The sequence below is a fragment of the Chryseobacterium sp. FG46 genome, from assembly GCF_057809135.1.
The window spans coordinates 17,775-30,532 of sequence record NZ_JBMDJJ010000040.1 but is presented as its reverse complement, the minus strand read 5'-3'; the positions used below and the strand labels follow the sequence as shown (position 1 = coordinate 30,532).

Below are 12,758 nucleotides of genomic sequence, written 5' to 3'. Positions count from 1 at the left end.
ATATTACAAAGATACAATGACTAAACATTCCCCCCAACTTTTGAGACTGATCCATGTTTAGTAGGTTTATTTTTGTATTATGCTAAGCGATCACGACCTTCTTCAATTATTACTTCCTGAATTTTTGATTGAACACTTTGATATCCTCAAAGCAGAAACCCATGATGCAGAACTTCATATTTATTTTGAAGAAAAAAAGGGATCAAGCGCAAAACATAATACATCTTTAATTTTACAAAAAAATCTATATTGGAGTATCTTGTCAACTTTTATTTTAATCTGCATATCATTTACATCAAATGACTTGAGAAATCTAAATACAATAGAAACTCCTATTAAAAACCCCATGTACACAGCACAAAAACCACGAACATACATCATTTATACAACCTAATAATTTCCCCTTACAGTAAGTAAAAAGAGTATGATGTACCCATGATGTACTCTATTATTTTTCTTGATTCTTTTTTTTTTCGAAATTCCGGTCAAATTCCGATCAAAACACACAAATGATCAAAAAATCTTACAGATGGGGTTAATAATCCCATCTGTTTTTTTACCGATATTATCTCTAATTATTAATAAACTGCAGTAGATCTAATTCTAATATTAACTTTAATACAAATACAGTACTTATTCTATGGCCATGAAATCTTTGAAAAATTTTAATAGAATAATCTATTGCCTTATTTTTACATGCTGCTGTTCTAAATTATTTCCACAACGCTACAGTATACAGCAAATAGATACTTTGCTTATAAAAAAAAATGAAGAACTCAGAACCCAAATATCAAACAAGGATCTGATCATTTGGAATCAAAAAATTATAAAAGAAGCTATTCGGAATAATTATCCTAAAGGAGAAGCCTGGGGATATGCCAATATTGCCAATCGACTCTGGCTGATAGGAGAATTTAAAAAGGCCATAGAATACCTGAACCATGCTGAGGAGAAATCAAAAAAAATTAATGATGACTTTCTTTCCGGTAAAATCAATCAGGAGTATTCACAGGTCTACAACAGAATGAATCTACCCAAAATGGCTTTAGATTATAATTTAAATGCCATGAAATCTGCTTTAAGATTAAAAAAAGATAATCAGGACTGTCGATTTTTTTTACGGTATGTCTATTCAACCCGAGCAGTTTATTTCATTGGAGCTGAACAACCTGATTCATCACTCGTCTATCTTCATAAAGCTATAAAAATAGATCCTAATCCTTTAGACATCTCGCATGTAGCCTACCATTATACCAAATACAATTGGAATTTAGATTCAGCAAACTATTATTTTAAAAAAACCTTTGATCTGCTGGAAACCGAAAGATTTAAGCATAATAAGTACCAAAGAGCAGTAGCTTTATATGATTACAGCAGTTCTATGCAGCTTCAGAAAAAGAGTAACGAGGCTATCGATTCCATTATGAAGTCTATTGAACTGGCAAAAGAAATCAACAGACCTCAGATAGTTTTAAATAACTACAGATTGCTTGCTGCAATGTACAAAGACCTTAAAAAAACGGACAAAGAAGTTGAATATTTAAACAAAGCATCCTTACTCAAAGACATCATAGACACTGACCAAAGCAAAGCAATCACATTATCTTTTAATAAAATATCCAAGGATGAAGAAGAAAAACAAAAAACTAAATTTCAGACAGCTTTATGGTATGGAGGGATTTTAGTTCTACTTGTTTTTTTACTGTCACTTTATTTTTATCTGCAGTTTAAAAAAAAGAAAAAAGGACTTATTGAAAGCAAAACAATTATTCTACAGCATGAAGAAGAAGCAAAAATACTAAAAAGAAAGCTCAATGAAAATCATGAGCAGATCATCCAACTGGCAAAGAAAAACAGTGTTGGTTTTTTAGCATTATTTCAGGAAACCTATCCTGAAGTCTGCCAGGAACTTTTAAAAATAAACTCTCATCTTTCCCCTTCTGATTTATCTTTCTGTGCTATGATATGCCTGGGATTCTCTTCAAAAGAAATTGCACAGTACTCTTCTATGGAGCACAGATCTGTACAAACAAAAAAATACCGCTTACGTAAAAAACTACACCTTGAAAGAGAGACTGATCTCTATCAATTTATTAAATCAATATCTGAGGTTCAATAATTTTAATGGAACATAAATATTTAAAACAAGTTATTTACATGAGCTTAATGAATACCTTCAAAATAAATAAATAAGTTTAATCCTTATATTATACGAAAAATCCCTCAAATTACGGTTGAGGGATTTTTTAATTTTATTGATGCTGATTTATTTCAGTTTGTAGGTATTTCCATTCCAAAAGTAAGTTTTAGAACTCTGTTTTTTCCTTTCTCTATCTCTTTCATCTATTTCCATATCTTCTACTTTTAAGATAAATGCATTGGGAACTCCTCCTTTATCATTGGGAAAAATATATTCTTCGCTGTGATAAAAAGCACCGGCATCACTTACGTTTGTCAATTGCGGAAGGGCAATCAGTTTTTTATCTTTAAAAAGAATATACTGATCATAACTTGCAATTCCACAGGCTTCTCCGGAAACCATTGCTTTCAAGGTAAATTCAACATTTTGCAGTTTGTGATTGCTTTCTATATTGAATGCTGCTGAACTCAACTCCTCTCCTCTTCCGGTATCAAAATATACCTCATCAATAAGTGTATTTCCTTCCATTACTTTTATTCCGGCAATGTTTTGCTTTTCAATTTCATTGAATTCCTTATTCTTCCTGTCAATTGTTTTGGAAAGTCCAAAAAGGAAGTCATAGCCGTTTTTGTTGCGATATCCTACACAAAGATTACCACCCCAGACATATCCTTCCCGTGTATTTTCTCCTTTCTGGTAAGAAATTTTATACCAGTTAGCACTTCTTTCTCCAAGTTTCAGGATGGTATTTTCTTTTTTTAGAATCACAACCTGCTGATTGGTCTGCAGTGAGTCTACAACTTGAGTATTCACTCCGGGATCTGATCTCACGCGGGTCCAATCTGTAAAGATTTTCTGCGTTTTATTTTCCTCAAATCCAAAGACTCCATCTGCATATACTTCATTTTCCTGAGCTGTAAAAAGCTGCAGCATCATTAAAAATAAAGCTGTCCATAAAGTTTTCATATTCGTATTTTGTTTTTGGTGTGTTATTTTTCAAGCAGAAGACTTACCCATTCTTCACGCTGTAACTTCTTTTTAAGCTCCAGTCCGCTTTCTTTACAGACTTCCAGGATATCATCCACATCAAAGAAACAAAGACCTGAAAGCAACAGTTTCCCACCTTTGTTCAATACTGAAACATAGGTTGGAATATCTGAAATAAGGATATTTCTGTTGATATTGGCTAAAATAATGTCATAATTTTCTTTTCCAAGGTTTTCGGCAGTTCCCTGTTCAATATCCAGTTCTACATTATTTCTTACCGTATTTTCTTTGGAGTTTTCTACTGACCATTCGTCGATATCAATAGCTTTTGTATCTCCCGCGCCCTGCTGCTTTGCATAGATTGCCAATACAGAAGTTCCGCATCCCATATCCAATACCTTTTTGCCATTAAAGTCAATATCCATCATTTGCTGGATCATCAAATGGGTCGTAGGGTGATGTCCCGTTCCGAAAGACATTTTAGGCTGGATGATAATTTCATGCATTCCCGGTACAGATTCATGGAACTCAGCTCGGATCAATACTTTATCATCAATATTGATTGGAGAGAAATTCTTTTCCCATTCTTCATTCCAGTTGATATTCGGCATTTCTTCGAAAGAATATTCGATTTTTACATTTTCGTTTTCAAAGATCGGAAGTGCTTTCAGCTGATCTTCGTGAAACAAATCTGTCTGGATATATCCTAAAATTCCGTCTATTTCTTCTGTAAAGCTGTCAAAACCTATCTCTATAAGCTCTGCCATTAATATTTCGTTCCAAGGTTGCAATGGAGAAATCTTGAAATTGAATTCTAAATAATTTTGCATGTGACTAATTTGCTGCAAAAATACTAATGTTATTACGGTTAAAAAAATGATGGGGGAATTTTTGGCTGAAACCGGGGATTTTTTGTAATTTTTTGAATGAATGCTACGAGAAAGTTTATTTGTGACGGTTTGTCCCAAAGATTACACAAATTTGTATTGCAGGAAAATTCTAAATTTTGGCTGAAGCCATACAATAAACTGTAAAAAGAAAGCGGACTAAAGCCCGCTCCTATTGATTTTCTATCATTCAAACTAGATTAAAATATCCTTTGCCAAAAGCTTTAAACATTAAACTCTAAACCCTGAACTTTAAATTTTAAACCTTATTATGGATTTGTAGAGAAAATAGAACCGTTTGCAATTAATGCTCTTCTGTTCATTTTCAGGATATCTCTTACCCATTCTGCAAAGTCTTCCGGCTGTAATACTTTATCAGGATTTCCGTCTGTAAGACCTCCCTGAATGCTCATATCAGAAGCAATAGTACTTGGCGTCAGTGTGATCACACGGATATTTTGTTTTCTCCATTCTGCCATCATAGATTGAGACAGCGATACTACGGCTGCTTTTGAAGCGGCATATGCTGACATATTCGGTCCTCCTTTCAAACCTGCAGTAGAAGCTACGTTAACGATATCACCTTCTCCTTTAGCTTTCATGAATGGATAAGCTGCTTTGGCTGCATAGTATACTCCGAAAAGATTGGTTTTAATAACCTGTTCCCATGTTTCGGAAGGCATTTCTTCAATGGAACCAAAGTCTCCGATTCCTGCATTGTTGATCAAAATATCTATTCCGCCCAATTGCTCTGCTAAAGATTCTATTCCAGCCTTTACCTGAATTTCATTGTCTACAGAAAAAACTGCATAGGCTGAGTTTACTCCCAGTTTTTTAATTTCTTCAACCGTCATTTTAAGGTTCTCCTCATTTCTTCCTGTAATGGCAACATTTACTCCTTCATTCGCTAAAGCTAGCGCCACAGCCTTCCCTAGTCCTCTTCCACCACCTGTTACGATGGCATTTTTTCCGTTTATATTCATAGTAATGATACTTTTCTTACTACAAAGTTACGAAAGAACATTTTTATGAGGTGGTGAAAAATTGGATTTAATAGTTTTTTAATGGTTTTGGATAACCATTGAAACCTATATTTTATTTATCCACAAAAGTCATAAAAGTTTTTTTACTACTTAAGTTTTTTAAGTGATAAGCTTTATGTATAAAAGTATATTCAAGCTCTAGGAAAATCTATGATTCTTCATTTTATATGAACTTTATGCAAAAGTATTATAACTTTTAAATACTAATAATTTTTGTGACTTTTGTGGTTTGCTTAAGCCTCAGAAAAATTAAAACCGGCTCATGAGAACCAGTTTCAAAATCTAAAAAAGGTATAGTAAAAAAATAAAAAGCTTAAGGAATCTGAATTGAATTCTGAACTTCAAATTCTTCTGAAGCTGAGAATTCATTTCCATACATATCAGCTGCTTTCACCTCAACTTTGTGTTTTCCCAATGCTAATTTCTTAGGAAAATCTGCCTCCCAGATGTGTTTTGACATTTCGGGATTGGAAGGTCTTCTTCCCGGAAGAATTTTCTCTGTAGAATCCCATTTGAAAACAGAAAGAGCAAAATTCGGGTCTATGGTTTCATCGTATTGCATTTCTTCCCATTTTCCACCGTCTATTCTGTATTCTACTTTGTCTTTTTTGCTTCCCATGAAGAAATTAGCCAATATTTTTGCAGAGGTTCTAGAGGTAGGAATTACTTTCGGAACATATAATTTGATCTGATAATCTTCCGGTTTTCCGGCTGTTCTGTATTTCACTTTATACTGATTATCTGTAAAGCTGATGAAAGAATATCCTTTTGCTGTTCCGTCTCTCATTGTTGAAGTAGGAAGTCCGGCATCATCCGGTGTTCCTGAGTACCAATCCCCGCAAGTAGTTCCTACGTTATATTCATGCAGTTCTTTGATTCCGTTCCAACCTGCTTTTTTACCGTAGAAAATCTGCTGTTGAATATGGGTGTGTGCTGATAAAAGCAATACATTCCGGAAAGGATTTAAGAAATCAAATAACTTCTGACGGTCTGCATTTCTGAAGTTGTCTTCGTTGTTATGCTCCAACGGAATATGGAAAGAAATGACAATCAGTTTATTCTTGTCAACCAGTTTCAGATCATTTTCAATAAACTGAAGCTGGTCTTCACGGAATCCGCCCCAATATCCTTTGCCGTCTCTCGGATCCGGGTAAAGAATATCATCCAAAATGATGAAGTGTACATTCCCATAATTGAAAGCGTAATTGGCCGGACCAAAATTGGATTCAAATGTTTCATCGGAAAGCTTGTCTTCTTTTGCATCATAATTCATATCGTGGTTTCCCATCACATTATACCAAGGAAGCCCTACTTCTTTCATTACATCTGCGTAAGGCTTCTGAAGGCTTAGGTTATCTCCTACCAAGTCTCCCAGACTGATTCCCAGCACTGCATTTTTCTTGGTGTTCTTCACTTCATTTACAATTCCTCTTTTGAAATAATCCAGCTCTTTCTCTGTGTAAGGCTGCGGATCACCGAAAACGAGGATATCGAAGTTTTTATTTTCGTTTTGCGCATAAAGCGGGAAGTTCAATTCTTTTGGAAGGTCTCCTGTGGGAGCTACTCCTTTGTATTTGAAATCTGCCGGAGAACCTTTGGGCTTATGATGGTAATAGAACTGTGGAAGATTGTTTGCATTTAAGGCAGTCTGATACCCTGAAGGCTTGATCACAAAAATAGTCTGATCTTCCTGAACCGGCAGGCTGTATCTTCCGTTTTTATCCGTAAGAACAACCTGAACTCCATTAGAAACAGCTATTCCTTCAATTCCTTTTTCACGGTTTTCTTTCTTTTGATTTTTGTTGCTGTCTTCGTAGACATATCCGGAAACAGAGGCTTGTGAGAATGCCATTGCAGAAACCAACAGGCAAGGCATGATACATTTTATATTGATACTCATTATTTTTTAATTTTTAAATTATTTTAATCTTTAAATTCCAATTATTCATTCCACCACATTTTTATATTGATATTGTCGCCTCCCATGGATTGTACGGCTGCGTTATAATTATCCGTATTCATCACTTTTGTAGCGGTAGGATACATGAATCTCACGGGCATCTGTCCGCCGTTCTGAAGACCTCCGTTATTGGGAAGTACCGGAAGTTTTGTACGTCTGTATTCATACCATTGCTGATGGTCAACAAAAAACAGGGAAATATATTTCTGAAGCATAAGCTTTTGCAGCGAACCATCATAAGCTACTTTTGGATTGCTGAAATAATTGGCAGGAACTGTTGCTCCCCATTGTTCGATAATAGATTTCACTCCGTTTTCGTAATAGGTCTGCTGATTTCCTGCGACAATTCCTTTATTGACTAATTCTGCCAGGATAAACTGAACTTCAGAATAGGTCATGATTAAAATCTTTAAAGGTGCTTTCGCCAGGTTCTGGTTCAGGTTGGAAGGCTGATAGTTGAAAGCTGTTCCCAAGGCATATCCTGAAGGAGCTCCTTTATAACCAAGATCTTCTCCTGTTCCTGCTTTAGCTTTCGTAAAAAACAGGCTCAGTCTTGGATCATTATTGTCTTTCATGGCATTTACAAAGAATTCACCTGCTGCCCTATAAGCTGTAAAATCCTGCGGGCGGGCTATCGGCGGCAAGTAGGGAGATATTCCGGAAAGCGGCAGCACTGCACTGTCTGTGTTATTCTGGAAAATTGGGTATTGAGCCGGATTATTGACAATTTCCTGGATTCTTTCATACACATTCACGTCTCCGTTCCGGCTTAGAATTCTGGTCAGTAATCTTAATGAAAGAGAGTTACAGAATTTTTTCCATCCTAAAATTCCGGTCTGGCTATTGGTATTGGCATTATAAAACAAATCTGTTTCCGTTAATGCCTGATTGGTATTGAATAACGAGTTGGCTGTTTTCAGGTCATTTAACAGCTGAATATAGACCTCTTTCTGCTTATCATATTTTGGTCTTAAAATATTTTCTTCAACTCTTACTGCTTCAGATAGCGGTATATCTCCGAAAGCATCAGTAAGATTGGAAGCAATCCATGCATTCAGGACCATTGAAATAGCAAGGTAGTTATTATTCTGCTCCTTGGCTGCATATTTTCTGAGATCATTTACCTGCTTAAGCCATCTGTAAGAAGTATTCCAGTAGCCGTTGCCACTTTTTTCGTCCATATAATATCTGCTGTAAGAATTTCCTTCATTGGGAAAATCCAAAGCAATCTGCATGATATCAAAAGTAAAATCGTCTGCCCTGTTATATCCATAACTCGCCATTTCATACTGGATGGGAGCAAGAAGGCTTCCAACGGAAGGGTCTTTGATTTTGCTGGTATCTGTATTCATTTCCTCGAAAGTTCTGTCACAGGATTGAAGCATAAAAACAGAAACTACCCATGTCAGATTTATGATTATTTTTTTCATTTTTTAAGATTTTAGAATTTAAGATTTAACTGAAAACCAACTGTTCTTGCTGTCGGAAGCTGTCCCATTTCCACTCCGGGAGTGATGGTTGCATTGTCTAATGCAGCCACTTCAGGATCAAACATTGGAAACTTGGTCCACATCCACAGGTTCTTTCCGAAAATGGCAATGGTAAGATCATCCAGACCTATAGATTTTATGGTTTCTTTCGGGAAGGAATAAGCAATTCTTGCGTCTCTCAGTTTTATAAAATCTGTGCTGAAGCTGTTGGTCTCCACATTGGCTCTTCTGTAATAATCTCCGTAATAAGAAGATACAAGTACTCCTTTTGTGTTCGTACTGAAAGATCCGTCAGGGTTCTGAACCACTCCATCTCCTACAATCATTCCACCAGGATTGTCTCTTCCCGGAAGGGTAGATTTCAGCTTACCTTGTTCAGACATTTTATGATGTGACTGAGAATATGCAATACCACCATACTGACCGTCAAATGAGAAACTGATCGTAAAGTTTTTGATTTTGAAATCATTCTGAAGACCGGCTCTCCATTTCGGGAATGCATTTCCTACTTTTTCAATATCTGCAGGTCTTGCAGGAAGTCCGTTGTCGCCATAAATTACTTTTCCATCCGGAGTTCTTAGTAATTTAAATCCATACATATCACCAAGTGACCCTCCTACTTCCATTTTATAGAATACTACATCTCCTACGTTGGAAACTATACCATCAAACCCTTCAGGTAAGGTCATCACTCTGTTTTCGTTGGTAGACCAGTTTCCCCCTACTTTCCATGAGAAGTCTTTACCTTTTACCGCTAAGATATCCGCTGAAAGTTCCAAACCTCTGTTTCGGATTTTCCCTGCATTGATAATCCTTTTTGAGTATCCGCTTTCTGTGGGCAGCGAAACAGGGATAATCTGGTTTTCACTGAAATTCTGATACGCAGTAAGATTAAGATTCAATCTGTTTTTGAAAAGGCTGAAATCCATACCGGTTTCAATATTGGTATTTTTTTCAGGTTTAAGAGAAGGATTATTAAAGATCGTAGGTGCTACTACACTTCCTGTAATGTTACTTGCTGAATAATAGTTATCCAGAAGATAAGGATCACTGTCTATCCCAACTTTTGCCCATGAAGCTCTCAGTTTCCATAAGTTCAGATTATTGCTTTTCAGATTAAAAATATCTGATAAAATGAAACTGGTACTTACTGAAGGATAAAAGAATGATCTGTTCTGCTTCGGAAGCGTAGAACTCCAGTCATTTCTTCCGGTAACGTCCACAAATATTTTATTGTCATATCCAAGAGTAAGCAATCCGTACACACTGTCGACATGTTTATCTCTTGGTGCCGGATATTTAACCGGAATATTAAGTGCATTGGTAAGACTGTATTCTCCAGCAGTTTTCAATCCGATGGCCTGATAATCATTTAACAGGTATTCATTATAACGGATACTTCCTCCTGCAGAAGCGGAAATACTGAATTTATTCCAGTCTCCTTTATAAGAAAATAAAAGGTCGTTGTTATATTCCTGGTTTTTGATAAACTGTTCTCTGTAGAATCCTTTCAGGTAATTGGCAGAGCTCCAGGGTCTTTTGGTCGTTCTTTTTTCGTTCAGGATTTCAATACCGGACCTCAGCATTACACTGAAATTCTTATTAAACTGATAATCCGCTGTGATATTTCCTGTGATAGTCTTCTTTCTGACACCATTCAGCATTTCGTAAGCAATCATGTAAGGGTTGTCAATATAGGAGCTGAACGGATGGATTTGGTCAATTTGTTCCTGCCCTGGCTTCCATATCGGTTTGTACCATTCCAGATCCACGTTGGGATTCTGGAAGATCATGAAATAGGAAATCGACTGGTTGTTGTATCCTGTTGCAGGAAGGTTATCACTGGAAGTAGTGTTATAGGCAAATTTTGTTGATATTTTTAATTTTTGGGTAAGCTGATGGGCAAATGACAAAGCAAAATTGAATCTATCGAAGCCTGTATTCGGCATCATCCACTCATTATTAAGATAGGTAAGTGAAGATCTGAAACTTGTTTTCTCGTTGGAGCTTTCTACTGAAATACTGTTCGAGTAAGTAGAACCTGTTCTCCAGAAACCTTTGATATTATTTTCATAAGGTCTCCACAATTGTCTTTCCTTGCTCTGTCCCATCACCTCAGGATCATATTGGAAATAATACTGTCCGGCGAATTTAGGTCCGAAAGCACTACTGGTGCCTCCGGTACTTGGACCATCCGGAGAAAGACCATACGAGTAGTAAAAACTTCCGGCATTTGTGGCCAGTGTTCCCTGTCCGTATTCGTATTGCCAGTCCGGCCATTTCAATACGGAATCAAAGCTTGAGGAAGAGTTAAAAGTGACTTTTAATTTTCCGTTCTTTGTTTTGCCGGATTTTGTGGTGATCATTAAGGCTCCATTGGCAGCACGGGACCCATATAATGCAGCAGCAGAAGCTCCTTTCAATACGGTTACAGATTCAATGTCATCCGGATTGATGCTGTTCAGTCCGTTTCCAAGATCGATGGGAACATCACCTCCAGAACCAGCTCCATAGGCTGCCGTACCGGAACCTGTGGTAGAATTTCCCAATGGTACACCATCCACCACAATCAGTGCATAGTTATGATCCATCATAATGGATTTCTCTCCTCTCAGGGTAATTCTGGAAGTCCCAAGCGGTCCTGCTCCGGCAGTCTGGATTTTAAGACCTGCCACTTTTCCTTCCATTGATTGCGCCCAGTTGTTGTTCTGGGTTTCTTCAAATGTTTTGGCTTCTACTTTTTCTGCAACATAGCCTAAAGCTCTGTCATGTCTCTTAATTCCCAAAGCAGTAACTACTACTTCATCAAGTCCTTTAACTGTGTCTTTTTTAGCTTTCTGCTGAGCTGCCAGATTGACACTGACAAATCCTAACAGTGACAAAACCAACAGTTTTTGTGTCTCTTTACGCATTTCCTTTTTGTTTGCGCAAAATTAGAACGACATTATAAGGATGGTCTTAACACAATTTTAACGTTTTTTAAAAATTAATTAAACCACATGTTAATTAAACCTTAATAATATTACATAAATGATTAATTATCAAGAAAATAATTAATTAATCATTTTTAATACCAGTCTTCGGCTGTATTTATGTATCTTTATTGTCTTTTATTGAGATAATATTATAAAAAATATGTAACAAAGTGATTTACAGGAAAAATGAATATTATCTTAATAATACTTTTTTTCATTATCATTACAAAGAAGAGCTTATTGTCTAAAAACAAAGAGTCTGCCCTTTAAAAGGAGGCAGACTGTGTAAATTATAATTATTGTTGGTTTCATGGAGAAGTGTTGTAAACCACTCGTCAAAAATTCTTTGAATTTTTACAACTCCCGGAGGAGGAGAATATTTCGCCCTTCGTTACACTCTTTGTGAGAAGCTTAAAATAGTTATTTATTCTTTAACTGATCAGGAATATTGGTTGTTACAAATCCAATTCCCTGTTTTTTCAGTTCATCATATACAGCAACGTCATTCACTGTCCAGGCATTGGTAATTAATCCTAATGCTTTTGCATCAGCAATCCAGGTTGGGTTTTTCTGGAAAACACTGTAGTGATAATCCATTCCATCCAATCCTTCTTTTTTGATTTGTTCAGGAGAAAGTTCTCCGTTCAGATATTGTACTTTAAAAGATGGAGCGAGTTTTTTGATCTCTTTACAGATATTAAGGCTGAAAGAAATAAACTCACTTTGAGATTCCAGCTTCATATCTTTGATCATTTTGATGGTTTTCTGCGTAATCTCATTTTCAATTTCCGGAGTTTTTGCAGGTTTGATCTCCACAATCAGTTTCAGAGATTTATCTTTTTTTCCTTGTTTCAAATAATCTTTTAAGGTCGGGAATTTTTCTCCGTTGGATAATTTCAATGCTTCCAGCTCTTTGAAAGTGGTTTCTGAAATTTCCATTTTACCGTGGTGCTCATCATGGTTGATCACTAATACACCATCTTTTGTCATTCTCACATCAAATTCAGACCCATATACTTTTAACTTCTGGGCATTCTCCAGTGATTGAAGTGAATTCTCTGTTGTTGGAGGCTGAGCCTGGAAATATCCTCTATGGGCAATAATCTGGGTTTGTGCTTTCATTATAACTGTACTTAAAACTGCTAACCCTAAGATAAAATTTTTCATAATATAGTTTAAATTATTAAAAATAAAGTCGTAAAACTTCCTGATAAAGGTAGTTATTACAAAATGAAAACCCAAAAGACATAAAAGATTTACGGAATACAACCAGGTA

At 36.1% G+C, this 12,758-nt stretch carries 8 protein-coding genes; 1 reads left to right on the top strand and 7 read right to left on the bottom strand.

Going from position 1 to position 12,758, the window contains the following annotated elements:
- Positions 1-751 precede the first annotated feature (751 nt).
- Complete coding sequence (locus tag ACODR7_RS19935) at positions 752-2,119, top strand: helix-turn-helix transcriptional regulator (RefSeq protein ID WP_488841834.1); 1,368 nt, start codon at positions 752-754, stop codon at positions 2,117-2,119.
- A 147-nt stretch (positions 2,120-2,266) separates the two neighbouring features.
- On the opposite strand, the gene ACODR7_RS19930 is transcribed toward ACODR7_RS19935, so the two are convergent.
- From ACODR7_RS19930 to ACODR7_RS19900, 7 genes are all read right to left on the bottom strand, one after another.
- Complete coding sequence (locus tag ACODR7_RS19930) at positions 2,267-3,106, bottom strand: SH3 domain-containing protein (RefSeq protein WP_488841832.1); 840 nt, start codon at positions 3,104-3,106, stop codon at positions 2,267-2,269.
- A gap of 23 nt (positions 3,107-3,129) precedes the next feature.
- Positions 3,130-3,957: a 50S ribosomal protein L11 methyltransferase gene (gene prmA, locus ACODR7_RS19925; RefSeq protein WP_488841830.1), complete on the bottom strand. Its 828-nt coding sequence runs from the start codon at positions 3,955-3,957 to the stop codon at positions 3,130-3,132.
- A gap of 326 nt (positions 3,958-4,283) precedes the next feature.
- Entirely contained in the window at positions 4,284-4,997 is a 714-nt protein-coding gene (locus tag ACODR7_RS19920) for a 3-ketoacyl-ACP reductase (protein WP_076597572.1), read from the bottom strand.
- 373 nt (positions 4,998-5,370) lie between these two features.
- Positions 5,371-6,933 carry a calcineurin-like phosphoesterase C-terminal domain-containing protein gene (locus tag ACODR7_RS19915; RefSeq protein WP_488841836.1) on the bottom strand — a complete coding sequence of 521 codons (1,563 nt, stop codon included), beginning with the start codon at positions 6,931-6,933 and terminating at the stop codon, positions 5,371-5,373.
- A 65-nt stretch (positions 6,934-6,998) separates the two neighbouring features.
- Positions 6,999-8,447 carry a SusD/RagB family nutrient-binding outer membrane lipoprotein gene (locus ACODR7_RS19910; RefSeq protein ID WP_488841828.1) on the bottom strand — a complete coding sequence of 483 codons (1,449 nt, stop codon included), beginning with the start codon at positions 8,445-8,447 and terminating at the stop codon, positions 6,999-7,001.
- Positions 8,448-8,458: 11 nt separating this feature from the next.
- Positions 8,459-11,419: a SusC/RagA family TonB-linked outer membrane protein gene (locus tag ACODR7_RS19905; protein ID WP_488841826.1), complete on the bottom strand. Its 2,961-nt coding sequence runs from the start codon at positions 11,417-11,419 to the stop codon at positions 8,459-8,461.
- 483 nt (positions 11,420-11,902) lie between these two features.
- Positions 11,903-12,649, bottom strand: a complete 747-nt coding sequence (locus ACODR7_RS19900; RefSeq protein WP_488841825.1) for a glycerophosphodiester phosphodiesterase — start codon at positions 12,647-12,649, stop codon at positions 11,903-11,905.
- Positions 12,650-12,758: the final 109 nt, after the last annotated feature.

Excerpts from the sequence above, each read along its gene's own strand:
- ACODR7_RS19930 (WP_488841832.1), bottom strand. The coding sequence starts at position 3,106 with ATGAAAACTTTATGGACAGCTTTATTTTTAATGATGCTGCAGCTTTTT.
- prmA (WP_488841830.1), bottom strand. The coding sequence starts at position 3,957 with ATGCAAAATTATTTAGAATTCAATTTCAAGATTTCTCCATTGCAACCT.
- ACODR7_RS19920 (WP_076597572.1), bottom strand. The coding sequence starts at position 4,997 with ATGAATATAAACGGAAAAAATGCCATCGTAACAGGTGGTGGAAGAGGA.
- ACODR7_RS19915 (WP_488841836.1), bottom strand. The coding sequence starts at position 6,933 with ATGCCTTGCCTGTTGGTTTCTGCAATGGCATTCTCACAAGCCTCTGTT.
- ACODR7_RS19910 (WP_488841828.1), bottom strand. The coding sequence starts at position 8,447 with ATGAAAAAAATAATCATAAATCTGACATGGGTAGTTTCTGTTTTTATG.
- ACODR7_RS19905 (WP_488841826.1), bottom strand. The coding sequence starts at position 11,419 with ATGCGTAAAGAGACACAAAAACTGTTGGTTTTGTCACTGTTAGGATTT.
- ACODR7_RS19900 (WP_488841825.1), bottom strand. The coding sequence starts at position 12,649 with ATGAAAAATTTTATCTTAGGGTTAGCAGTTTTAAGTACAGTTATAATG.